Raw genomic sequence first — 24,434 nt, 5'->3', positions numbered from 1 at the left:
AAGCTGCGATGTGCGACTCCCATTTCATTCGAATCTCTTCTCTGGCCATAGAAAGTCCTCCTCGGTTCAGCTTCTCAGGAGGATTATCTCACAGCGAAGGTGAGGAAAGTTTGACGGTTTCTTAAGTTTCCTGACATTGCACCTTCACCAACCTGGAATAAGACAAAAGGCACCCTATTAGAGTGCCTTTTGTCTGTATCATAAATGTTAAAACAGCGAGCAGAATATCGAAGAAAGCCGCTCACTTTTTATCCATTTTATCCCTCGATAATTCAACAAAGTTTTTTGCCGATCATGGCTCAAACCGATAACTGCCCCCTTTAGTCAAGTTCGTAACTTGATCGGTGCCCTGCAATTCGTACCATACGCCTTGGCGATCAACATAACCGTATGCAACCGTAACGGCATCGGCGATTTTATGGTAGCTTCCATCCGAGTGGAAAATGTAACACGCTCCAGGGTTTCCACAGCTTGAACTGAACTCCTCCTGATCGGCACGGAGTACCTTCAGCTGTCCGGATTAAAATCGAGTGCTTCCCTTATCATCGATTCACAGTACCATACCGTATATACCGCGCTTTCTCGTATCGAAGATGAGGAAGAGGCATAGCTTCACAACCATAAACCATTAGCAGCCTGTTTGGATGCATGGATAGTTTTGTTGAAGTTCTTCAGCTTTAACGCTTTGATCATTCATCACGAGGTATGTATGTATATCTGGATCACTTAGCAAATTCATTCTCACCGTTTGAAGAGCCATATTGACAACCGTCATTCCTGCCGGGCTATCACCGTCTTTTCGTTGTATTCGATGATGGCGTCACCTGCAACGGGCTTAGAATCGCTCAGAGCGATGTGCAAGCAGTATTCAACAGCTCCACACCTACGTAATGCACTCTGTCACCCTAACGACTCTGATATTGGATTCCAGGGAAGGTTGACGATTGAACACAACTGTGGCATCCCATATCTTGGTGCTTTCTTCTGAAGTCAATAATTCGGCTTCCCCCCTTCCTCAGCCTCACGATTCTTTGTTCACCGTTATAGAAAGCCGTTAGCATATAGGAATGCTTCATCATCATATATGAGTCGTTCCAATAAGTGAAAAAACATTGAAGGAAACTCGGTTTTCTGAACAAGTTCTCATTGATTTTATGACATTGTGGCACTCCATTCTATTGGTCTATCCACCCAATGGCAAGAGGGACAAGTTGTATAGCTTGGATAATTTAGAGGTTTTCAGGCTTTGAATTAGCTACTCCCCATGTTTCTCCGTTAACTTTATATTCGCTCCCTCTCCACTGAAGTGTGTAGTCTCCAGAACGCATACCATTGGTGATACCTTCATCTGTAGATTTCCAAGTCACTGTGTCGTGAGGAGCAATTACTACCCCATCAAAATATACTTTGTTTGATCTGTCGTGCGTTAAACTGACCCTGACTGAATGGTCAGAGTGATTCTTCATACGAAGTTTAATATGCCCCCATCCTTTAGGGACATTAAAGGATTCTCCTACTGTTGCGCTTCCGCTCGATCTTTGAGAAATTATGATGTTTTCGCTTCTTGGTGAAGCTGAAGCAGCCCCTACCGTAGTTGCCATGGTTAAAGATAGTATCGAGAAAAGAAATATTCTTTTCTTCATAATTTTTCCCTCCCGTTTTTTTGATAAAGTCTACCTGAAAGGGAATACTAGATTGTAGTCCCTTTCATATCTACTCTAAATTCAAATTGATTCCGCATGTAATATGCTCCGGCAATCTTAACCGAATCAGGCGAAAACTTTTCTAAGGTACCCCCGTAATCTACAACCGATACCAAATCCTCGCTTAGTAGCTGGACTACATATACTCTTACCTGGTTTAATGCAGCTGCAAATAGTTCGATATCAGATTTCAACACTTTATATGTATGGTTCATGCTGATCACCTCAAAATAATAATTCGTGAATGGTTTGAGTAATCCTTCAACAAAAAGAACTCTAACGGCCTATTAAGGCCAGTAGAGTCCTTTTTATAACTATCTAATCGATTAGATAATTATATTTGTTTATAAGGTGCCAGATCAGCCCCCATTTAGGGAGCCGACCAAAACACCCCTAAAAATCTAATCGTGTATCTTTATTAAATTTTAACTAATTTCGATAACACAGCTTTCTTATACTATTTGTACTCATTCATTATTTTCACTTTAACTCTTCATTAAAAAATAGAACAGAAAACTAATTGCCAGAACTCCTACCAGTGTTATCAGTAACCCTCCACTAATTAGTAAGACAAATAGTTTATAAAAATATTTATTCATATGTCAGCTCCTTTGTCGCAATATTGCATGCTTTTAGGAGTTTTTTGTCTTTTGGTCGGCGTATATCATTATAATAATAAGCCCATATATAAAATTTGTCAAAAGGCATTGATAGGAATTTTATTTAATATTAACTCCACTCTCATTCCATCTGAATAGTCGTCCAATTTATGGCCTACCCACGAACCTGCCCTACGATTATCTTTTGGATTTATGTGCTTAATATCTGCACACATTGCCATTGGCCATTCATTGTGGTCTTTACCCTTGCATGTGGGCACGCCTTTAAGAGATAGCTCCCGGTTATGCTCGGCTCCTTCACGGTCGATGGTACAGACACTGGATTCTCCTGCAGCAATAGCCTCTTTAATATGCCGGGCTGTTTCCGGGTACTTGGCTGAGGGAAATTCCAGCTTGACCGTGTCGGCAGAGACCTGTGTTACTTGGGCAGCTACAGGCTCATTTCTAGTGGTCTTTACAACGTCTTGTTGCACGCTGCAGCCGGCTAATAAAATCGTAGCCAGCAACGTCACTATCCATCTAAACATATGTATTCCTCCCCCTATAAAACAGAAAAATACCCCACCAGCGTATGCCAGCAGGGTATCACCAATGCTTTCGGATTGCACAACGGTGCTTCCGTATGTGTTAGGCTAAGTATAATCAAATTGGACTATTTGTAAATACTAATAGAAAATATCTGCAAGGCCATATATACTATTTTTATAAAATTATTGATTATTATCTTAATTATATTAGGAGTGTTATTATGAAGTACTTCTTTTCTATTTTTATTCCCCCACTAGCTATCATTCTATGCGGAAAGCCTTGGCAGGCATTTTTAAATGTCATTTTGTGCTGTATTGGCTGGGTTCCTGCAGTAATTCATGCAGTGGTAGTAGTGAACAATTATAATGCTGATCCTCGAAACGAGGAACTTATTAGAGCGGTAAAACAAGCCAGACAATTCCCTAGGTAACCAGAAATCCCCGAGAAATCCGGGGTTTTAATATCCTGTAAAACATCTAAGATTAAGCCACAGAATTGTTTTCGGCTACTTTTAGGATCCCCTTTATTTAAGAACGAATATTATGGCTCAACACCAAAGTCAGTGCTTGCGGCATCGAGCCCTTTTTGTTAAGGACTATAGCGCGCCTGATTACATTCTACTAAAAGTCCATAAACATAATGCTCGCGATTCCGAGTAAAATAGTGCCTACGTTGAAAGGCTTTCATTCGGTTGTTTCTGCCTTCAACTACGGCGTTGGTCCATCGACAGAGGTGGTAATTAATGATTTCCTCTCGCCAGTTTCGAATGGTCTTCAGACACTCCGAAATAGCGGGATGCTGGAAACGTTCCCCTTGCTCAAGCCGGTGCTCTAATCGAATTTGTGCCGTTTTTACATCTGGAGAGCGGTCATACCATTCACCGAATGCTTCCTTCCATTCATAAGCTTGCTGGAGTAAGGGCGAGATTTTCAGAATCTCTCTCAGCTCATGCTGCTGTTCAGCCGGTAAAGAAGCCTGCTGAGCATTGAGTAGTCGATGTCTGGCTTTCAGATTCGCTTTTGCTCGGGGAGACAGCGTCTGCGGTACCGTTTTTCGGACCGCTTGAACGGCCTCTACCACATAGCGATGGACATGAAACCGATCTGCAATTCGAAGGGCTGTGGGAAAGCACTCCGCAATCCAGGTGTGATAATATGGCGCTAAATCCATCACAACCACTTTCGGCCGAAGGGATAAAAACAATGGATGCTGACGGGCATAGGCCCTAAGCTCTTCCAGTTTGCGGCCAGGAACAATATCCTGCAGCGTTTCTCCCCTTAATTATGGACGTCTGTATTGCACGTGTGACCTTTTCGAATGGCGAAATTATCCACTTCAAGCACGAGACTTGCTGTAGAAGTCGCATCGAACCAGGCTTGTTCCTGAAGACGCTCGCTCTCCGTTATGACCATTGTTGCTGCTTGGTCTGGCGTACTGGCGGGCAGAGCATGCCGACCAGCACTTTGTTTGACGGTAGCTACCGTTGCTGTACGGAGCGCTTGCTTTTCAAATGCGCTGCTATATCGTTTACCTGGAGCTACAAAACCATATTGCCAAACAAAGCCGCACTGGCAGTCGTTGCAAAACAAGCGAATAGCCGGGGCTAAGATATAAATGGTTTTCTCGAAAGCATCACAATGACGGATTTTCCGTGGCTAGTTTTTCCCTTTCCAAATCACAGCAAGGCTAGTTCCACAAACCGGGCAATCCTGCTGATGAGTTGTAGGCGTGCCCTCAATCTGAATCGTTTGAGCGTCTATTTCCAACACTTGTAATATATTTAATTCTGGCAAATCAAGCAAAAGATCGATATACTGATTGTGCATCTGTCATTCCCTAAAGTTGGATTGGTAGCACAACCATCTTAGGGAATGTACAGATTTTTTTCTATATTTTAGACCTATGCATAGTTAAGCATAAATTTCAAGCACTATGTTTGGTGTAGAGCCTTGAATTTACTCGAAATTATTGACATACCATTGACTTGGCTTATTTGAATCTTTCTAAACCATGATATGGATTCGAAATATTTTCACCAACTCCATCAATTGTTTCTATTATTTCTTTTAATATTAATTCATCTATATCCCTATTTTGATTTATTGAATCTTTAATTTTTTGAAAGCAATTCTTTAGTCCAAGGTTTACAACGATTGAAAGAATGATATCTACATCATCATAAGAATCAGTATTCCATAACTTGTAAAGAACCTTATCTATACTATTTCTTACTTCACTTTCCAATAACTTATAGGTCATAACTTGTCTATCTGTTAATTGGCTAAGAATTATTAAAAAATCCTTTTCCTCAATTTTCCCTTCATAAAATTCATTCAATACGTTTTGAAAAATCAATGCTAATGTTTCTGTTGGTAATACATCAGGTAAATTCTCAATTTCTTTAAGATTCATTTTTTTATTTCCCCTCTATTGGAATGTGAACTTCATTTAAGGATTGATTTTTAGTCCAAGTTCCATCTGTTTTTAATTGTCTATTACCTATTTTTATTTGTGCAGTCCAACGTGTGCCTGATACTGATCCAGGGTACTTACTTGCAGCTATAGGATCTGGTGAATGCCATCGAATAATTGCCTTCTGTCCATCAGCCAGTAGAAATTCATACTTTGCTCCATTTTTAATTGTACTTGTTGGAATAAATGTACTTGACGTATCTGGGGGAATCATCGATTCTAAATTGGATAAGCTAATTTCCCCATTTTTTAGTAAATCTTGTACCCCTTGTCTGGCCTGGTCTCTTGTTAAAGTCTCTATAGAGGAATTTACAGACCTATTACTTTGCGATTTAACATTTTTTCCTTTTTTTTAAATATTCTTTTATATTTGAGGCTTTTCTTGTATTTGTACTCTTAGCAACATTATATATGACCTTCTTTTGAATTTTACTATTTTCTTCTCTAGTTGCCTTGGAGGCAGTCTCTCGCAGCGTTTTCCTTGCCTGCTGATCCTGTTGTTTATATTGGTTTTTCGTTGTTGTAGCTTCTATTTCTTGTCTCGCTAATATTTCCTGGACTCTTACTTTTGCACTTACTCCAGAAGAAATATTAAAAAATCCTTTCCCTCTACCCAGTTTTGAAAGTATCCCCTCTAATTCTTTAGTATTGTCCATACCCTCTCGACCTTCAATCATAAGAGGGTTTTCTATGGTAATAGCATAGAACCTCTTTAGCCCCTTAGTGAACTTGGACACTAAGAGTGTATATGGATTACACTACTAGTGATAAGGGGCTGAGAAAATGACACGAAATAAACATTCTAGAGAATTTAAACGCCAAATCGTCAAGGAAGCCATCGAAACCGGGAATAAGGCAGCTGTAGCCCGGAGATATGAAATTGCCGTCAATATGCTTCACCGTTGGGTAAAGGAATTTGAAGAAGGTAAATATGGTGAAACTTCACTGGAAACCATACATGGACTAGATTCCAAAGTGCTTTCCCAAGAAAATGATCAATTGAAGAAACTACTGGGTGAACAGGCACTAGAGATTGCGATACTGCGTGACTTGATAAAAAAGAAAAACCCTCATTTGCTGAAAAAGTTGAAGTAGCAGAACACTACATTTGTGAAGGATATGCCGTCACGCTTGTGCTACGACTGGCCAACATCCCGAGATCTAGTTACTACTACCATAAAAATAGAAAATTGATCGAGAAAACAGCAAGTGGGGGACGACAAAAGCCAGGATATTCGCTGCGTTCGGACGGCGTAAAAGTACCGGATGCTCAGATTATGGAACGGATTATGGAGTTGATTTCTGCAGACGGCCATGCGTATGGATACCGAAAATTAACCGTCGCTTTACGCCGAGATGATGGCCTAATTATTAACAAAAAGAAGGTCTACCGATTGTGCAGAGAATTGAACGTCCTGCGACCACAGCGAAAAGTGAACTCATCTTACCCACGGAAACTGGCACGAAATCGGATGATTACGAATTCGAACCAACTGTTTGAGACGGACATTAAGTACGGTTATATTGCAGGAGAAGACCGATTCTTCTTCATTCAGTCTTGCCTCGATGTTTACGACCGTTCTGTGGTCGCTTACCACATAGGATTGCGGTGCGAGGCCAAAGATGTGATCCGAACGCTACAAACGGCCTTGTTTAAGAGACAATTATTTGAGGTGCAAACCAAACCTGTGATTCGTTCAGACAATGGCCCTCAGTTTATTTCTCATGGGTTTGAAGCTGCCTGTGAAAGCTTTGGAGTGGAGCATGAACGCATTCCTCCACGAACACCGAATATGAACGCACATATTGAATCTTTTCATAGGTTATTGCAGGATGAATGCTTGGCTCGCTACGACTTTGAAACGTACAGCGAAGCTTATGAAGCCGTCACTGAATTCATTCATTTTTATAATGAACGAAGAATTCATTCTAGCATTCGCGATTTGTCGCCGTCTCAGTTTTATGAGAAAAACCAGACAAAACCGATTCCGATCCGAGAAGTTCGTGTATAATTTCAAAAACGAAGTCTCGATGAGCAAGAGAGAGTTAGCGTCCAAACTTAGGGGGTTAATCCGGTTTTACGGCCCCCAGAAAGAAAGCGTAGAAAATATGATCCTTTGTTTTGAGCGTTTGGGAAACTGAAAAAACTTAAATAGATTAAAAAAGACACCGTTTTCCTCTAAATAGGAAATACGGTGTCTTATTTTTTTGAGGAAACCCTCAGGAATCTAGTTAACGGAGAGAATTCAATCTTCGCCAGATTCCACGGGCTTGGCAAGAAACCAACGCAAGTTGTAGTTTAGGTCGGTTCCCAGTATATGCTCGTAGTCCGTTTTAGAATTGATATGACAGATGTGCTCAATCATGTAAGAAGTAAGATTAGCTTCTTGGATTGCGAATGGATTAATTTCCTTATAAATTTTCTGAATGATTCGTATATCCTTGGTGACTATGTATTTAAGTGCGCAGTTTCTAAAAAGAAGCGCTTTTTTCTCTAATTCCTTCTGTTGGAATAAGATTGTGTCATCTGTCAAAAGTCCATTTTCCCTCATGTATTCGATACGTCGAGTCATGCAGCATTTATGTTCCCATAATACGTGAAATATACGATGGTCCAACTTTTTGTCTGGTTGTTCAATGAGGAGCTCTAAATATTCTTCTATTTTCTGATAAACACGAATGCCTACTACGATATTTCTCGCCCAATTGATACTCAGATCATTACGAATCTCTGTAATACGGGATTCTATATAGTCTCTTAAAGAATCAATTACACGAAGCAAGTCAAACCCCACGAAGGCATCTTCTAATGGTTTCATTAAGATGATCTTATTGTAATGATCGATATTAATTGAGGGAGAAAAAGTACAGGACTGTATGAACTCATCAAATGGGCAGTTTTTAAAATCATACTTCCCGCCAAAGTTATCTGCTACCTGAAACGATTCAGTAACTTTGCAGTACCCATAGATTAGTAATTCATGGGCGGTATCCACTTGCTGATACCAGTTGGATGAAATAGATAAGTATTGGTGATTGACTTTCAAATAAACATAGTAGCCCCGATCTATTGACTTTATTATCTCTTCTACGATTGCTGACGGCTCTTGTTGGCTCGAAAAAATGTCCCTATTTATAATTTGTACATCCAAAAAAGGGCACTCATACGGTTTCCAAGTGATCCACGGTTGAAAATAATCTAACTTATAATTGTTGTCTATACTTAATTGAATGAAATTGCTTAATGCCCATGGAATATAATGGTTTCCTCTTGATGCTAAAATTGCTAGTGGTCCGGCATAATAAGGATAACTTGATATTAAGGGTGGACTTATAGGCAATAGCTTTTTCAAATCCTCCACTTCCTCTACAATTTGTATTAAATGTGCACATGCTGTTATACAACATAAAATATACCACACTTTCGAAATCTTTTGGAACCTTAAATTTTCTTGAATTGTGCTCCATAAATATTTGGCTATATAAAACGCAGTTACCATTGTAACCTCATGAGCAAGCGATCAATCGTTTTTACCGGATGCTTGTTAATTCGCTTGATGGAGTGGCTCACATGCAACTTAATGCGATAAAAAATTTCAAAAACACGTTGTTGATCACATCTGCTTTAACGCCAGAGCCTCCGTTTAAGTATAGCGCTAATCCCATGCTCACTCATTGCTGACCGAATTCACGCTGAATCCACTCTGACGGGGCCGAGTCTAGGTATATCGAGCTTCAAAACCAACATTCGCAACCTGCTGACGCTCTAGCATGTCCGCCAATTACTAGCGTTGCTCTTCGGTCAGCTCAGGCGGCTGCCCTGAGAACCATATTAGGCCAACATTTCTTTGTTCTTGATAGCTTTTCCAATAGATGTTAATCGTCTGGCGGGCACGGCAAAGCAGTTCTCCAATTTCGGCAAAAGAGCAGCTCTCCAGACGAAGACGAACCCCCAGGTATCTTTCGTATAACCGTTTACTCTGAAGTCTCCTATAATCTTTCGATTTCCTTTTCAATTGCTCTCTTCACCTTTTGGGGTTCCAGTCTCTTGTAACTCTTATTACCCCATTCGGCATTGAGTTTGGAACGATGTTAGCTTTTTATTGCGTTTTATATATTTAAATAAAGTTTCTAATATTACATATTCTATTGTGGAATGATAAATTTATGCTATTTTATATATAATATACTTTCATTTCTGAAGGTGATCTGCAGGGCGAATGGTGTGTCGGCATGTTCTGTTCGCACAAGCATGCAATAAAACTTTATGATGACAATTGACAAGGAGAAATGCAATGTTAAATCTATCGAGAAACACGATCATCTCCTTTCGGTTGAACACCCTTATACTGAACACTACATCTCTTAATCAAACGGTCTCATAGAATTGCTCGAAATTGCTCTCGTATTCTTCATTTCTTTCGTTTTATACTTTAATCGGTTTAGGTTTTAACAGATTTTTCTTCAATGCATCGATATATTCATAAGGAGATAAGTCGTAAATACTCCCATGAATTCGTTTCTGATTGTAGTCCTGAATGAATTGCGTGACGATCTCGTAGGTCTGAGGATACGTCTCAAATTCATGCCTTTGATAACATTCAGCTTCCAAAATAGAATGGAAGGATTCAATATGTGCATTCTTATTTGGCGTTCTGGGTGGGATTCGTTCATGAATCATTTCAAACGAATCGCAAGCATCTTCAAACAGGTGGTTGATGAATTGCGGACCATTATCTGAGCGTATAAACGGCTTCTCCTCCTTTGGTTATGAAAGAGCTGACGCTTCATGAGGGCTTCCTGCGTGATCTGAACCAGATGTTTCGCCTCGCAGGTTAAGCCCAGATGATATGAAATAATGGCGCGGTCAAATACGTCAAGGATGCACATGATGAAGAAGAATCGACGCACACCCGCAATCCAGCCGTACTTGATATCCGTTTCCCAAAGTTGATTCGAACCTGTGATCACACGGTTATTAGCCAGCCTTCTCGGATGCTTCATTTTTAGCTTACGTTGTGGTCGCAGTACCTCCAACCGTTTGCATAACCTGTACACTTTCTTCTTGTTAATCACAAGTTGGTGGCGTCTTTTTAGCAGCACAGTGAGCTTCCGGTAGCCAAAGGCAGCCCCCTCACCCGCCAATAGCTCCATGAGCCATTCGCAGATCTGTTCATCACTTACGGGATTGCCATTTGTATTATAGGAGTAGCCAGGTGCGGGACGACCCACCCGATGGAGAGGTTTCTTTTCTGCTTTATTCACATGTGCATAGTACGTGGAGCGTTCGACTTCCACCACACCGAGCACTAAGGTAATGCAATGTCCCTGTACGATATATTTCTGGGCAATCTCTATTTTATCCGCAAGTTGGGGTTCGTTTTTTTTAGTAGGTCTTTGAGAATTTCTCTTTCCAGAGCTTGTTCCGCTAAGAGCTTCTTCAGTTTGTCATTCTCATGCTCAAGCTGCTTGAAATCTTCGGCTGTCGGGATAAAAGCGGCTTGTCTCTTACTCGCTCCATCTAACTGATCCACATCTTTACGGTTCAATTCTCTGGCCCACCGCAATACCATCTTAGGGTCCAGTTCATGCTGTCGGGCTACGGCTGTAAAGTTCCCGATTTCTTTCCCTTTTCGAATGATATCCATCTTGAAATTAAGATCATACTGTACACGTTTCATCACGTTCCCCACCCTCTAATATTATTGTATTTGATTAAGGGGTGTACTGTCCAAGTCTTCTAGGAGGCTAACCAAGTTTTTTTGCACCTTCTATATAAACATCAGATGCTCCATTACTCGACCCACAAAATACAGCTTATGGGCATTGACCCCCACTGCTGCGCCTTCCTGGTTCCCGTAGACGGTTTCCACTGTGGAGTCCAGATCCAGAATGCACCGCTCGGGCAAGCATGGGGAGAGGAGCTGAATATTCAGGCGTTGCAGCTCGGGAAGAACCAGCGATTTCACGGCTCAGATCCGGGTTAGCTCCTTGTACAGCAAGGAATGGTGAGGGCATCGTCCTCCGAGAAAGCGTTGCAGGAGAGGATCCTGTTGGATAGTCCGAAAATGAAACAGCCGCTGACACCCAACCATCCAGCCCGCGATGAGATACAGTAAGACCTGTTGAAGGGAAAACAGAGAATGAGTCGCTTTGACGCAGGACAGGTTGGAAAACGATTGACGGAGTTGGATGCGCTCCGGGAAATCCAGCCAGACTTTGCTTCCGGCCAGAGGGGTTCCGTTTTGTAGCGAAAACTCGCACTTGATTTTTGCGGTAGATTTGATAGACTTCACCTTAAAGGTGCTCCTCTCTTTGGGTGATGTGTTCTCAATAAACACTATTTTACTCTACCAAAGATTCAGGATCATTTTTACATTTTTCAGAGAGCTATGCTTTCGAAATTCGGGTTCAATTAAAATGTTCTCATTTATTTCAAGAATAATTTGAACTTTATGTGTGACTTTATCAATTAGTTCAACATCAACATATCTTGACATTTTTTCTTCACCTCATTCTATTCTTTAAATTCCTCCTGTATCCACTTAGCGTTAATCCTATAATTTTTTGAATATACCTTTAATATGAAGGATATCTTCCATTCTTGAATTCAAATAAATTAGTGAATCAACAAACCTGGTAAACATCAATTTTTTCTAAATAGTTCCAGTGCTTTCTCAAGAGCTTCACTTTCAATCAATTCTAGATCTCTTAATCCATTGATGACTTTAATATAAACGCTTTTATCAACATGCACATTGCTTTTCAATATCAAATTTCTTAAAATCATTGCCTTTTTAGCCATTTTATTGTAATTCATGATAGTTAATTCTACATTATTGAGATGACCATTTTCAGATAAATATTCAAGTCGCTTAACCATCATATTTTTATGTTCCCATAATATATGCAAACTCCTAATTTTTCCGAAATCATTAATTTCCACTTCTTCACTTAGCAAAGAGTAATAATAAATTAAGTGTTTATAAGTTTTTAGTCCATATTCATTATCGACATTAATGTAATTCAAGCTGTCAGTATGACTTTTAGAGTAATAATAAGATAGAATTTCGTCCTTAAAAACTTCTTCACTAAAATTGTAACTGTGATTTGAATTAAATTTCATTAAATAAATATTATCTTTAGGAGTTAAGTTATTATTATACATATTAATTATAGATTTATATGAGTTGATGAAATCATAGAAGTTAATTACGTTATGTCCATATACCCCATGGCTAAATCCAGTCAAAAAAAGAACTTTCTTCTCAAAATCATATCCATAAATAAAAATATGATGAGGATAATTTTCTTTGAAATAACTATATTTCCCTGGTATGAAAAATTCATCGACTAACATTACAACATAATATCCACTATCAATTGAGTATTTCAAAAATGATAATATATCATGATTCAGACCATTTAAAAAATCAACATCTATAGAAGTTGTAGATATAAATGGATTATTCGTAAATTCATTTCTTTCTCCACGATAGAAATTGAAATTAAACTCTGATTTTTTCTCGTGAAAATTTTTATTTACTTTAACTTGAATGAAATTGGTATAAAACCACGGAAGGGTTTCGTTATATCCCATGGTTATAGATAACGTATATGGCCATCTCAAAAATCCTAGTAATGGAGGATTATAAACTGGTAAAATATTCTTCATTTTTACCTCCGCTTTTAAATTTACTATTTCCCTTAATCTTATTTGGAATAAAGCTCCAATTATATAACCATTAAATAGTAAAAAACGGAGCCTTCAGTTTGGAAAATGTTAGTACCCCTGCAAACGAAACCGAAAGGCAACAACTCTCATCGGCGTCTCACGCAGTTGCGAACGATCGTTTGAAATGCTCAACTGCATTAGATCGTACCTCCAAGCTTGCCTTAACTCTATGCCTGTATAGCATACTGTATAGCATACTGTATAGCATACTATATGATGCTTTTGTTTCATTTCTTCCATGTACAGCATATAGTTTGATCTTTGGATAAATTTAGTTGTCCGATACGCCTTTTGATTAGCCAGAATAAGTAACTATACTAGCCAATAATCACTTGAAAATCTGTAAATGTGAAAAGCCGATAGTATCTCTGCGGATAGATGATCCGATTAGGGCACGTGGTGGTGTTGTCATCGCTCGCTCGTTCCTTCGTCCAGCCCTGTTCACGAATACGACGATCCAACATGCGGAGATCATTCGCAGACCCCTGTTACTGTGAGCACATACATTCAATCCTATCAAGATCAAGGATCGGTTTCTGCTATACCCTTGCTATAACTACGTTTCTGCTGTGCACTTGCGCATTGGAAGAGCAGCCAAAGCAGCATTTTAAAGCCATAGTAATTTTCTCTCTTTTCAGTAAGAATATGCTTTCTTTGATTTGGTAATTTTTTAATCAATCCATGAGCACGAAGTAATGAAAGATGTCTGCTAATTCGGGCAGATAATTTTTCCCCACTTAATTCCTTTGCCCATTGAGATGGTTCGAGTTTTTCACGCAAGGGACCCTGTTTTTAATGCTGGTCATATTACAAATATGGCATAAGATACTAAAGCCTTGAATCTAAATTAAAAACTCTACCACTAATTCCTATAAACAAATTTGATGATATATATATTATAAAATTCATTAATTCATTCAAATTAGAATTAATTGGTAATATACTCTTATTTTCTGCAATTTCTATTTTATATTTATCATGTCTGTTTAAATCGGTAACAATAAAGCCTGGACAAACTGCATTCACGGCTATATTATATTGACCTAGCTCCTTAGCAAGAGTTTTTGTTAACGAAATTATTCCAGCCTTTGAAGCCGTATAATTAATTTGTCCTACTGCCCCTTCCTGTCCCTTCAGAGAAGCCATATTAATGATTTTGCCAGACTTTTGTTTAATCATTATTTTTGAAAACTCTCTGCAGCAAAGAAAGGTTCCAGTAAGATTTACGTCAATAACTTTTTGCCATTGTTCAAGCGGCATCATTTGAATTAGATTATCATCACAAACACCAGCATTGTTAATTAGCACGTCCACGCATCCATATTTATTAACGACTTCATGATACATTTTTGATACATCTGATGGATTTGTAACGTCCGCCTTTATAAGCATACAATCTTGGTTGCACTTTGAAATTTCGCGAAACAATTTTTGAGCCTTATCTTTACTATTAAAATAATTAATAACAACTTTAGACTTTTCTTTTGCAAATGCCTTTGCCAATTCGCTTCCGATACCCCTAGATGAGCCAGTGATAACTACTACCTTATTAGACACATCAACAATCAATTATTTTCACCGTCCGTTCTGTGGATTATAAGACCTAAATATTTATTATAGAAAAAAGGAAAAGTAATATCTATGACAATATAGCCTTGTTATAACGGTTCACCTTTAAAGCGGCTTGGTTATATTAAAATGATAATTATCCTTAATGGCTTTCAAGTTAGCTCAGTAACGAATTGGAATAGGAACATATGTTTGAAATAGTACAAACAAACATATGTTCGGAGATGGTGGACTTGGCAAAACAAGAAGCTACGACTTTTGCAAAATTCCAAGAACAATTCAGAACGCGACATGCAATGACCACCTATTTCAATTGAAGTGGTCAAATAGGTTTGCCTGTCCTGCTTGTAAGCATAACGTGTATGCTAAAATTACGACACGAACGCTCCCTTTATTTCAGTGTAAAAAGTGCAAGCACCAAACAACCGTTATGCTGTCAGGCCTTGTGGAGATTGGTGATTTTTACATTGGTACCCCGACTTAGAATGGCAAGCGCGGACGCGGCACCGATAAAAATCAAGTGCTTGTCGCCCTATCTAAAAATAAAAAGGGGCATCCCTTATTTGTGAAAATGGAAGTCATTGATGACATGAAAAAGGAAACCGTAGAAACATTCGTTACGGAGAGCATCGCTGCAAAGAACAATAGCCTCTGATATCCAAGAGCACTGTGAGGCCTAACGACATTGTTTTCGAACCCCAACGGGGGTTAGAATCTCGGCTTCAGCTAAAGTATCAAAACGCTACAGTTGAGGTATCCATCCCGTATCCTGGAATTTAAGCTTTTACATAATCCATTTTCCCAAGGACTCCCCATCTCGATATACGCAGCTGTAATTTCAAGGCTGTTCAGCCAGTCCCGGAAAGGCCCTGGCAGTAAACTCGCTTCCGTTGTCACTGCGTAATGTACTCAGGACAGTCCTAGCCGGAAAGCACATCAGTCACACCTGTGTACCGCCAACTCCTGCAGAGAATACTGGCCAGACACTTATGGGTGTTACTCGTCAATGATATTGAGCCAGCGAACCCGCCGCCCATTTGATAACTTGTCCTCTATAAAATCATAACGCTAGACATGACTCCCGTGTTCGACACGTAACCTGACGCAGGAAGTTTTCATTCAGCCACAGTTGCCCGATATTTTTGATTCTAAATATTCTATCATGGACTGGATGGTAGGGAACTCTTGGATTAGTAATTTCTCATTTTCAAACTCAAATTTGAACTCGCTCTCTAAATCGACAACAATATTGATAAATGTAATTGAATTAAGACCAACGCTAGTGAATTCCGTTTCTAAAGTTATATCTCCAGCAATATTAGAATCAAGTTTTGAAACTATAGCTTCGAAAGCTCTCTTTTGAATATCACTCAATTCTCCAAAATCCGAATTCTCCGGCATAGAATTTTCATCATTTATCTCTACACATTCCAACACTCTTTTTCTATCAATTTTCCCATTCACCGTTTGAATAAAATCTTCAACTCTTTTAAATATGACGGGAATCATATATTTCGGAAGCTTTAAAGATAAGTAATTTAACAATTCGCTATGTTCTATGTGTTGATCGCTTGTATAAAAAGCCTGCAAACCTTTATCCGTTTCGCTCGTTTCTAGCGTGACGACTGATTGTTTTATACCGTCAAATTGATTTATATTAGCTTCAATTCCTTCGAGTTCAATCCGATGCCCTCGTATTTTAACTTGATTATCTATACGTCCTAAATACTCCAAATCATTATCAGGCAAATACCTTCCTAAGTCACCGGTTCGATATATTCTAACATCAGGTTTCTGTGGTAAATATAGAAACTTTTCATCGGTTAGATCCTCTCTTCCAATGTAACCTTTTGCTAGTCCTTTTCCTGCAATGCAGATTTCTCCGGCTTGTCCATTTGGCAAGATAGACAAGTTCTCATCTACTATATATACCTCTGTGTTTTTGATAGGACGACCAATGTCAATTCGATCTTTATGTGTAAGCTCGCTCACAGTAGACCATATAGTTGTTTCAGTCGGACCGAACATGTTATATATCTTCGCAGTTGTCTTATTCTGCAATGTTCGTAGTAGACTAAGTGGAAAAGGCTCGCCCCCTATCATAATTTCTTTGACCTGCTTCAAACAAGAAAGTTCTTTATCGTAATTCAAGAGTAACTGCATTCTTGATGGTGTCATTTGAATCATGTCAACATTGTTTTCTTGGATTAGTTTTGCCATAAGCTTTGGGTTGCGTTGCTCATCTTCATTAGCTAAAACAACGGTCAATCCTTTTTCTAATGCCATTATGCTTTCGAGAAAGAAGATGTCAAAGGAAACTGTAGTTAAACAGGCAATTCGTTTTGACGGAGAAAAATCAATAGTTTCAGATATGCCGTCAATGAAATTAAGTAATGATTCACGCTTCACTTCAACTCCTTTGGGTTGCCCTGTTGAGCCTGATGTATAAAGGATATATGAAGTCTCATTCTCCTTGAATTGTTGAGTAAATTCTATGATACTCTCATCATCTACAACGATTATATTGGGGCAACTTACTCTATTAATATATTCTTCTATAGTAATAACGACATTTAAATCATTAGCTGAAATGATTGCACAAATTTGTTCTTCGGGCCACTCCGAGTCAATGGGTATGTATGTTATTCCATTTTTATAACAACTAAGTATTGTTGAAATCAAACTAACATTTCTTTTAAGCAGAATACCAACTAAATTGTTATTTGAAATATCAACCCTACAACAATTGTAGATCTTTTTGTTATCAAGCATCTGCATATTAGTGTTTCTCCTCTTTAATTATTGTATAACATAAATCGTTTTCTAAACTTGCAATAACAAGCAATTCTTGTTGTATCTGTGAAATTAGTTTAAGCCTTTTAGATAGAATAATCTTGATAAACATATTTTTAACGAATTCCCATTTAGCATGAATACCATCCATCGCATCAATATATTTATTTGGCCATTGTAAGTACTCAAAAAAGCATTTTGTATTATATCTTGCATTTGCAATATTACTTAATCTTCTTATAAGAAGATCATTTGATAAATCATCCGCATTCTTCGTGAGTTTCTCTATTGAATTTATAATATCTAGATAATCACTAAAATTCCTAATTGAATTATAGACTTCGTTTTTGATATTAGATTCCAAAAAAGTTAGATATCTGTTCCTTAACAAAATAAGATTATTTTTACTTTGACTATCTCCCAATACTTGCACAGAACGGAACTCATTTATCTTAAGTTCCTTTAAATTTTCCACCTCCAAAATATTATTTGAACTGAATGAATCAATTATATTTATTGACTTCTTTATAGAATCGTATGTTACTAAAAAAGAATGGGGAACATGATACTTTTGATATGCTAAATTCCACGGTAAGTTATAAGCATCTGAGCTTACTAATACAATATTCCCATCAGTTAGGCAACTCATTACGTCATTGAGGTCATTGCTAATAGAAGTAAAGAGCAAATCTAAGTATGACTTTGATATTTCGAAATAATTATTGACACATGATATGAATTCCGAGTTAAAGTGAATATTATTTTCTAATATCGGCCCAGTCGTTTTAAAGCCAAAATCCCATGAAAATAGGAATAGAGGTCTAAAGTCAATCTCATAATAGTCACTTATATTTGCTATACAATTTTCTACGCAATTATGTGTTATATACCGTTTTACAGAAATATGATTACTCATAATGTTCCCTCTCTCGCAAATATTTTTTCCTCATATCTATAGCGCTTAACTATGAGAAATGATAATGAGGTTATTATTTCAAATTGCTTATGGTCTAATACCTCGCGGCTCTTTCTCCGCCTTTAGACTATGGATTGTCAACAGTAAATCAGACAGCTTTTTTAAGGGCCTCTTGGCGGTTCTGAACAGGTGTCATGTATCCCAGTGTTCCGTAAATACGATGCTGATTAAACCAGTTGACATAATCGTATAGTTCAATCTCCAAATGACGAAGAGTCTGAAATTCCATCTGGTTTACGAACTCGGTTTTCATGACCTTGTAGGTGGCTTCCGCTACGGCGTTGTCATAGGGACAGCCTTTCATGCTCAGAGAACGACCGATTTCAAAGGTTTCCAGAAGCTCGTCCATCTTTTCATTTTTAAATTCACTGCCACGGTCGGTATGAAACCACTGAATTTGACGCAGATTACCCTGTACGCTAGCAAAGGCGCGTGAAATCAGAGCAGCGTCCTTACTGGGACCTACGCTATGGCCCATGATTTCTCGATTAAATAGGTCGATGAGCACACAAATGTAATGCCACTTGTTTTGGACCTTCGCATACGTCAGATCGCTGACGACGAAACGTTTGGCCTCTGTCTGCTCAAACTCTCGATTCAGGACATTTGCTGTAGTAGCTTCGTTGCAAGCCGTTTTATAGGGCTTGTACTGAGCTACGGTGTAGGTAGAGACCAGTCCCTGCTCTTTCATGATTCGGCCAATTCGACGTCTGGACACGACAATGCCTTGTTCCTGAAGCTTGACTTTGATCTTTCGTGTACCGTAAGCTTTTCGATTTTTGTGGGAAATCTCCACAATCGTTTCGGTTAGATCGTCTTCATTGACCCGTTCCTTGGCCTCATAGTAGAACGTACTTCTTGCCATTTGTAGGACGTCGCACATTGCTGATACCGAGTATTTATCACGGTTGTTCTGGATGATAGCTACTTTCGTCCCATGATCAGCGCAGCTCTTTAAAATATCGTTCTCCATCCTCAGACGCTGGAGTTCTTTGCGCAAAGCGATGAGCTCATTTTCTTCAGGTAAACGATTGTCCTTCTCTTTGAATGAACCCGTCGTTTGAGCTTGCTTGATCCATCGGTCTAAAGCCGAGGCTGTGAGGCCATATTCCTCCACAATCGCTGCTCTGGATTTCCCGTTTTCATAGAGCTGCACCATTTGCTTTTTAAATTCTGAGGTGAAGGTACGTCGTTGTTGTTTTGGCATTGCAGAGATCCGCTCCTTAACTTGATAGGTTTATTCTACAAGCCCTTATTTTTCTTGTCCAACTCAGTGTAGCCGATCCACTATCAACTCCCTACGATTGATGGTTGTATGTCCTCTTTATTTTTTCAGCAGCTTTTCACCCGCTATATACTGATTTTGGAATAGCCAATCATAGGTTTCGTTTCTGCTACACAGATTTTCATGGGTATCTAAAGCTACCATAGCTCCATCTTTTAAAACCAGCACTTTATCGCAGTCCAAAATAGTGGATAAACGGTGTGCAATGGAAATCATGGTTTTTCCTGACGAAAGGTTCTTGAGTTCTGTAATGATGTCATTCTCATTTTCGTTGTCAAGAGCGCTTGTACTCTCGTCAAAAATAATGATATCTCTGTTCTGTAAAAAGGCTCGAGCAATAGATAAGCGCTGTCTCTGCCCTCCTGAAAGCTTCACACCTTTTTCACCGATTACCGTATCCAGTTTATTCTCCAATGTTTCAATGAGGTCGTAAATACTCGCTCTCTTACAGCAATCTATCAATTCCGCATCAGTTGCGTCTGCCTTTGCAAGCAATAGATTTTCTCTGATCGTCATATTGAAGAGAACAGGTTCCTGCATAACGATACTAACTTTTTCTGATACACACTCGCTGTTCACAGTATATATATCAATGCCGCCAATGCATACTGCACCATCCTGCGGTCTAATCTGCCCTGTCAACAGTTTAGCGATTGTAGACTTGCCGCTTCCGCTTTTTCCGACGATTGCTAGATGTTCGCCCTTACTTACGGAGAACGAAATGCCATCAAGAACAAATGAATCGATTCCCTCATATGTGAACTTCAGATTTTCAACATTAATATCTGTTCCTTCAATTTTCTTATAGGGCCTCTTACCCATTTCTAAATTCAATATCTCGATAACTTTTTCGATCTTCACCGAATCATTCTTGAAATTCATGATAGAATCACCAATGTTCTCTATATACCCGAAAAACTGCCCATAAAAGCTAATAAAAATGAGAAGCACACCAACTTGCGAATAACCCTTAATGACAAATAATCCGCCAATAAAATATATAAACAGCTGGGTAATGAAGTTTTTCGTGAAGAATGAATATGTAATTCCTAGATGCAAATAGAGCTGATTTAGAAAATAAATGCCCCTAATCTTCTTATAATGCCCGTTTAATTCATCAAACTGCGCGTCTTCAAGGTTATTGCTCTTGACATCTTTCCAGTTTTGAAAGTTTGCATGCAAAAAAGTTTCATATTTAGTTTGTAGTTTCCACAATTCTTCTCCAGCCTTCTTCGTTTTGCCCCCCAAAAAATTAACCGTTAATAGAGATATCGGAACAAAAACAAAACTGATGACCGCAATTCGCCAGTCGTACCATAACAAAATAACAGCCAGCACAGTAGCGTAAACGACAGCGTAGATAAAATCTAAAATATGGGTCGTAAAAAAATTCTCGGCAACAATAGAATCGTTTTCAATCCGGCTTTTAACGTCACCAATGCTATATTTGCTATATACATCGTTCTCAAGGCGGGTATACTTTTTAAGCAATTTGTTCTTTATTCTCAGATCATATTTCAACGTTAACCGATTTGAAAATTTCTTACTGACTGCGATCCCGATTGTCGCGAACAAGAAAACAGCCAGATAACCGATGATAACTGGCCAAAGCTCGTTCATATTCTTATCCATTAAGACACGGTTTACCAAAAATGAGTACAAGAACAAAGGGATTAGCCCGAATACTAGGTTCCACACCTTGAAAAAACCGAGCGCAAACAAAGGCTTTTTAATGCCGTCTATATCCCGAGTTAATGTCCTAAAAAACTCCAATCGCTTCATACGGCTTCATCTCCTATGCACTGTTCGCTGAATAAATCTATATACGTTTCATTATTTTTAATCAGCACGTCGTGAGTATCAAAGCCTATGACAGTGCCGTTAGCTAAAACCGCAATTTTGTCACAGCTTTTGATGGTAGAAAAACGGTGGGCAATTATAATAAGCGTCCGATCTTTTGACATATCACTCATTACTTTCCGAATAAGCATTTCGTTCTGGCTGTCGAGGAACGATGTGGCTTCGTCAAAGATCAAAACCTTAGGATTCTTTACTAATATTCTTGCTATAGCCAGACGCTGCTTCTGCCCGCCGGATAGTTCTTGCCCATCAGTTCCAAGCAGAGTGTCCAGGCCGTTCGGGAGCGTCAGGTAAACATCAAAAAGGGCAGCCTTTCTAAGAGCTTCTATCAATGCATCATCATTATCCTTGTTGTTTGTAAATGAAAGATTGTAACGCAGGGTATTGTCATAAAGAATGGTCTCCTGATGGACAATACCCACCTGTCCTCGTAAGCTATGCAGGTTATATTCATTAACATTCATGCCATCGATCAAAAGCTCGCCGCCGTCAACGTTATATAAATTGTAGAGCAGGTTCGCCATCGTAGTTTTACCCGCGCCGCTCTTTCCGACAATGCCAATCGTGCTTCTTGCATCAATGCGGAGATTGAATCCGTTCAAGATAAGATTATCTTCGGAGTACCCAAATGTGACATCGTTAAATTCAATCGTGCCTTCCTTTATTTCTTTAAGAGGATGGTTTTCTCTGTAATCTTCTTCATTTTCATTCAAAATATCTACGACACGTTGTAATGAGACGTTTTGTCTCCCGACATCAACAATTTTGCTGTTTATGGAGCTGAAGAAGTTCACTGCCATATTGAAATAGCTTACAGCAGCTACAAAAACGCCGAGCTGCATTTGGTCTTTAACAATGAAATAGGCGCATATTATAAAAATCAACAGTTGTGCGATAAGAGTGATAAAGGCATTAACCCTTTCTGCCGTCACGTCGATTTTACCGCTCTCCACATTCATTTTATTGATTGATGTTGTATTTCTTAAATAAATCCTCGTTACTTTTTTACATGCATTAAGGATTTTTAGCTCCTGCAGGTTTTTCACGATTTCAAACAAGTAAGATGATAATTTGCCCTGTTCCTTTGAAATATCCTTGTTGACATTTTGAGATTTTTTCTTGAAATACTTTGAGGTGAAGAACACGGTAGGAACCAGAACGACAGTAAAAGCCCCCAAAAATATATTGTAATAAAACATGAAGCCGACAGCGAAAATGATATGCAATAGGTTGGAATATCCCCAAAGGCCGCTCCAGAATATGAGATTCATAATATCCGTGGCGTCATTGTTCATCCGGCTGATCATATCTCCACTATACATTCCGGAGAGGTCTTTCCCTTTTTTATGCAATATCTTTTTAAATATAGCCCGCCGTATATCAAATACAAAACCTGTCATTAAATGCGAGGAAATGAGATTGTTTAAAGTCGCAATGATAAACTGATTAAAAACGAGTATTCCGGCATAAATAAAGCACAAATTCAAAAAGGCATTCATGTCTTTATCATAAAAAGCGATATTGATTATCTTCCCGTTGAGGAACGGATAAATCAAATTAATCAATGTCATTAATGTAGTGACGAAGAATCCAAATAAAAATACCCATTTATGCATAAAAACAAATTTTACGATCCATTTCCTTTTTGTCATAAACACACCTCTTTTACCTATAGAAATATGGATAGGGCTCAAGCCTCTTTATCATTTGCTAATGGCCCAAATGAAGCAATTTCTGCTGTCATACCATTCTCTTTTAACATTGCTGTAAGATCATCTGTCGCTTTATCAGTAGGACTGTATTGCTCCGTGTAAAATTTATCTTTGACTCGGTTATTATGAGAAACAATTAATTTTTCAGTTTTGGTTCGATTATCACGAGAAATAACCAACTTTTCGATTTTCAATCGTTTCATTATGTTTATAACTCCCTGATAGTCTTCTAAGTTGTCATTTATACCCGTCAGGATTATATATTTCAAAGTTATTTGCTCTGGGTGAACGCTGCTCGCTGAATATTTATCCAGATTATTCATAACCTTGTCGAAGTTATTCACGCCTTTGACCTTATACCATGTTTCCGAAGTTCCAGCGTCTATAGACAAATTGATGGACGATCTCGGGTTTGCCCCAAGAATAGCCGCTATTTTTTTATCGAAAATAAAGCAGTTTGTTAAAAATTGAGCAGCTTTATCTTTCATTAAATCGTAAATCTTCTCCCTATACGGATGAATTGTAATCTCCCCGCTTGCAGCCTGCCATACCGCGTCCGTGGCAATCATACCGTTATCATGCGCCCATTCTATCGCGTTGAGCATATTTTCATAACGCTCCTCATGCAGCCACTTATTCAAGATTCCAAAATTACTATTATGAACGCTACAATAGGTACACTTGGCTTGGCAAGGTGCAGGATACATATTTATGTTAACATAATGGATAAGTCCATCTCCCTCCCCCGTCATTTCGTTGAAGTGGGGACACTTTGCGCATTCAGATGTATAATTTCGTTCGTGGTCACCCTTATCTAGCAGGCTAAACATCTTACTTTCCGTAATTATTTCATCACGTTTTTTTATGATACTCTTTATGGATTCCTCTCCTTTATCGCTAAGCGTGACCCCGGCGATGAAGTAAGACAACAAAACTCTAAACAACCTTTAACGTTGCTATTAAATTGATGTCCGTTTAATCCGTGGAAATTCAAATAAAAACGCTCGATAAACGTACAGCTGCGATATTTCTTCACATCAGTGAGCGTGTCCATTGCATACTTGTTAATATAGCCATTCCTTTCACAATCGTTTCATTATTTTAAAACTGTTAGCTCCTCTACTTGATGCAACATTTCATGTCAATGAAACGTTCAAACTTCTGACAAGTATAAAACAGAT

At 38.7% G+C, this 24,434-nt stretch carries 29 protein-coding genes; 5 read left to right on the top strand and 24 right to left on the bottom strand.

The window, feature by feature from the left end; translation table 11 throughout:
• Positions 1-1,229: 1,229 nt before the first annotated feature.
• From LCF57_RS02560 to LCF57_RS02550, 3 genes are all read right to left on the bottom strand, one after another.
• A complete protein-coding gene (locus LCF57_RS02560; protein WP_225999314.1) occupies positions 1,230-1,643 on the bottom strand; it encodes a hypothetical protein in 414 nt (137 codons plus the stop codon).
• A 47-nt stretch (positions 1,644-1,690) separates the two neighbouring features.
• Positions 1,691-1,918 (bottom strand): hypothetical protein, encoded by a 228-nt coding sequence (locus LCF57_RS02555; protein ID WP_225999313.1) that lies wholly within the window; start codon positions 1,916-1,918, stop codon positions 1,691-1,693.
• 482 nt (positions 1,919-2,400) lie between these two features.
• The gene (locus LCF57_RS02550; RefSeq protein WP_225999312.1) at positions 2,401-2,850 is read right to left on the bottom strand and encodes a nuclease; all 450 of its coding nucleotides are present in this window, start codon (positions 2,848-2,850) and stop codon (positions 2,401-2,403) included.
• A 221-nt stretch (positions 2,851-3,071) separates the two neighbouring features.
• Between LCF57_RS02550 and LCF57_RS02545 the strand changes: the two genes are divergently transcribed.
• Positions 3,072-3,281: a YqaE/Pmp3 family membrane protein gene (locus LCF57_RS02545; RefSeq protein WP_225999311.1), complete on the top strand. Its 210-nt coding sequence runs from the start codon at positions 3,072-3,074 to the stop codon at positions 3,279-3,281.
• Between the two features lie 158 nt (positions 3,282-3,439).
• On the opposite strand, the gene LCF57_RS02540 is transcribed toward LCF57_RS02545, so the two are convergent.
• The 5 genes from LCF57_RS02540 to LCF57_RS02520 form a co-directional block, all read right to left on the bottom strand.
• Positions 3,440-4,090: a transposase gene (locus tag LCF57_RS02540; protein WP_264083459.1), complete on the bottom strand. Its 651-nt coding sequence runs from the start codon at positions 4,088-4,090 to the stop codon at positions 3,440-3,442.
• A gap of 38 nt (positions 4,091-4,128) precedes the next feature.
• The gene (locus tag LCF57_RS02535; RefSeq protein WP_225999310.1) at positions 4,129-4,440 is read right to left on the bottom strand and encodes a hypothetical protein; all 312 of its coding nucleotides are present in this window, start codon (positions 4,438-4,440) and stop codon (positions 4,129-4,131) included.
• A gap of 400 nt (positions 4,441-4,840) precedes the next feature.
• Entirely contained in the window at positions 4,841-5,263 is a 423-nt protein-coding gene (locus LCF57_RS02530) for a hypothetical protein (protein ID WP_225999309.1), read from the bottom strand.
• A 4-nt stretch (positions 5,264-5,267) separates the two neighbouring features.
• On the bottom strand, positions 5,268-5,537 hold the full coding sequence (locus tag LCF57_RS02525) for a hypothetical protein (RefSeq protein ID WP_225999308.1): 270 nt from the start codon (positions 5,535-5,537) through the stop codon (positions 5,268-5,270).
• Positions 5,538-5,655: 118 nt separating this feature from the next.
• Positions 5,656-6,000: a hypothetical protein gene (locus tag LCF57_RS02520; protein WP_225999307.1), complete on the bottom strand. Its 345-nt coding sequence runs from the start codon at positions 5,998-6,000 to the stop codon at positions 5,656-5,658.
• A 106-nt stretch (positions 6,001-6,106) separates the two neighbouring features.
• Between LCF57_RS02520 and LCF57_RS02515 the strand changes: the two genes are divergently transcribed.
• Both LCF57_RS02515 and LCF57_RS02510 read left to right on the top strand, forming a co-directional pair.
• Positions 6,107-6,418 (top strand): transposase, encoded by a 312-nt coding sequence (locus tag LCF57_RS02515; protein ID WP_010345122.1) that lies wholly within the window; start codon positions 6,107-6,109, stop codon positions 6,416-6,418.
• A gap of 11 nt (positions 6,419-6,429) precedes the next feature.
• The gene (locus LCF57_RS02510) at positions 6,430-7,335 is read left to right on the top strand and encodes an IS3 family transposase (protein ID WP_225999552.1); all 906 of its coding nucleotides are present in this window, start codon (positions 6,430-6,432) and stop codon (positions 7,333-7,335) included.
• Positions 7,336-7,569: 234 nt separating this feature from the next.
• Here LCF57_RS02510 and LCF57_RS02505 read toward each other — a convergent pair whose 3' ends face one another.
• The 8 genes from LCF57_RS02505 to LCF57_RS02470 all read right to left on the bottom strand — a co-directional run bounded on the left by LCF57_RS02505 (position 7,570) and on the right by LCF57_RS02470 (position 12,998).
• Positions 7,570-8,676, bottom strand: a complete 1,107-nt coding sequence (locus LCF57_RS02505) for a hypothetical protein (protein WP_225999306.1) — start codon at positions 8,674-8,676, stop codon at positions 7,570-7,572.
• Between the two features lie 432 nt (positions 8,677-9,108).
• Positions 9,109-9,339, bottom strand: a complete 231-nt coding sequence (locus LCF57_RS02500) for a hypothetical protein (protein WP_225999305.1) — start codon at positions 9,337-9,339, stop codon at positions 9,109-9,111.
• A 410-nt stretch (positions 9,340-9,749) separates the two neighbouring features.
• Positions 9,750-10,004 carry an integrase core domain-containing protein gene (locus LCF57_RS02495; protein ID WP_225999304.1) on the bottom strand — a complete coding sequence of 85 codons (255 nt, stop codon included), beginning with the start codon at positions 10,002-10,004 and terminating at the stop codon, positions 9,750-9,752.
• Positions 10,001-10,624: an IS3 family transposase gene (locus LCF57_RS02490; protein WP_225999303.1), complete on the bottom strand. Its 624-nt coding sequence runs from the start codon at positions 10,622-10,624 to the stop codon at positions 10,001-10,003. The genes LCF57_RS02495 and LCF57_RS02490 overlap by 4 nt, the downstream gene beginning before the upstream one ends.
• A gap of 53 nt (positions 10,625-10,677) precedes the next feature.
• Positions 10,678-11,004 (bottom strand): transposase, encoded by a 327-nt coding sequence (locus LCF57_RS02485; RefSeq protein WP_264083445.1) that lies wholly within the window; start codon positions 11,002-11,004, stop codon positions 10,678-10,680.
• A 90-nt stretch (positions 11,005-11,094) separates the two neighbouring features.
• A complete protein-coding gene (locus tag LCF57_RS02480; RefSeq protein WP_225999302.1) occupies positions 11,095-11,292 on the bottom strand; it encodes a transposase in 198 nt (65 codons plus the stop codon).
• Positions 11,293-11,295: 3 nt separating this feature from the next.
• Entirely contained in the window at positions 11,296-11,619 is a 324-nt protein-coding gene (locus LCF57_RS02475) for a hypothetical protein (RefSeq protein WP_225999301.1), read from the bottom strand.
• A gap of 350 nt (positions 11,620-11,969) precedes the next feature.
• Positions 11,970-12,998, bottom strand: coding sequence for a hypothetical protein (locus tag LCF57_RS02470; protein ID WP_225999300.1), 1,029 nt, complete (start codon positions 12,996-12,998; stop codon positions 11,970-11,972).
• Between the two features lie 392 nt (positions 12,999-13,390).
• Between LCF57_RS02470 and LCF57_RS02465 the strand changes: the two genes are divergently transcribed.
• Complete coding sequence (locus LCF57_RS02465; protein ID WP_225999299.1) at positions 13,391-13,555, top strand: hypothetical protein; 165 nt, start codon at positions 13,391-13,393, stop codon at positions 13,553-13,555.
• 25 nt (positions 13,556-13,580) lie between these two features.
• On the opposite strand, the gene LCF57_RS02460 is transcribed toward LCF57_RS02465, so the two are convergent.
• Entirely contained in the window at positions 13,581-13,838 is a 258-nt protein-coding gene (locus LCF57_RS02460) for a hypothetical protein (protein WP_225999298.1), read from the bottom strand.
• Between the two features lie 48 nt (positions 13,839-13,886).
• Positions 13,887-14,627 carry an SDR family NAD(P)-dependent oxidoreductase gene (locus tag LCF57_RS02455; RefSeq protein ID WP_225999297.1) on the bottom strand — a complete coding sequence of 247 codons (741 nt, stop codon included), beginning with the start codon at positions 14,625-14,627 and terminating at the stop codon, positions 13,887-13,889.
• 214 nt (positions 14,628-14,841) lie between these two features.
• Between LCF57_RS02455 and LCF57_RS28070 the strand changes: the two genes are divergently transcribed.
• Entirely contained in the window at positions 14,842-15,111 is a 270-nt protein-coding gene (locus LCF57_RS28070) for a transposase (RefSeq protein WP_225999296.1), read from the top strand.
• A gap of 635 nt (positions 15,112-15,746) precedes the next feature.
• Here the strand turns inward: LCF57_RS28070 and LCF57_RS02445 are convergent.
• From LCF57_RS02445 to LCF57_RS02420, 6 genes are all read right to left on the bottom strand, one after another.
• The gene (locus tag LCF57_RS02445) at positions 15,747-17,405 is read right to left on the bottom strand and encodes a non-ribosomal peptide synthetase (protein ID WP_225999295.1); all 1,659 of its coding nucleotides are present in this window, start codon (positions 17,403-17,405) and stop codon (positions 15,747-15,749) included.
• 1 nt (position 17,406) lies between these two features.
• A complete protein-coding gene (locus LCF57_RS02440) occupies positions 17,407-18,336 on the bottom strand; it encodes a hypothetical protein (RefSeq protein ID WP_225999294.1) in 930 nt (309 codons plus the stop codon).
• A 148-nt stretch (positions 18,337-18,484) separates the two neighbouring features.
• Entirely contained in the window at positions 18,485-19,603 is a 1,119-nt protein-coding gene (locus tag LCF57_RS02435) for an IS3 family transposase (protein ID WP_225999293.1), read from the bottom strand.
• Positions 19,604-19,720: 117 nt separating this feature from the next.
• Positions 19,721-21,463 carry an ABC transporter ATP-binding protein gene (locus LCF57_RS02430; protein WP_225999292.1) on the bottom strand — a complete coding sequence of 581 codons (1,743 nt, stop codon included), beginning with the start codon at positions 21,461-21,463 and terminating at the stop codon, positions 19,721-19,723.
• Positions 21,460-23,193, bottom strand: a complete 1,734-nt coding sequence (locus LCF57_RS02425; protein ID WP_225999291.1) for an ABC transporter ATP-binding protein — start codon at positions 23,191-23,193, stop codon at positions 21,460-21,462. Before LCF57_RS02425 ends, LCF57_RS02430 begins: the two co-directional genes overlap by 4 nt.
• Positions 23,194-23,231: 38 nt before the next feature.
• The gene (locus LCF57_RS02420; protein ID WP_225999290.1) at positions 23,232-24,197 is read right to left on the bottom strand and encodes a radical SAM protein; all 966 of its coding nucleotides are present in this window, start codon (positions 24,195-24,197) and stop codon (positions 23,232-23,234) included.
• Positions 24,198-24,434 lie beyond the last annotated feature (237 nt).

The organism is Paenibacillus sp. BJ-4, from assembly GCF_020404765.1.
Classification (GTDB): Bacteria; Bacillota; Bacilli; order Paenibacillales; family Paenibacillaceae; genus Paenibacillus.
Note: the sequence above shows the minus strand (reverse complement) of the source record. Positions and strands in the feature narration are given on the sequence as shown.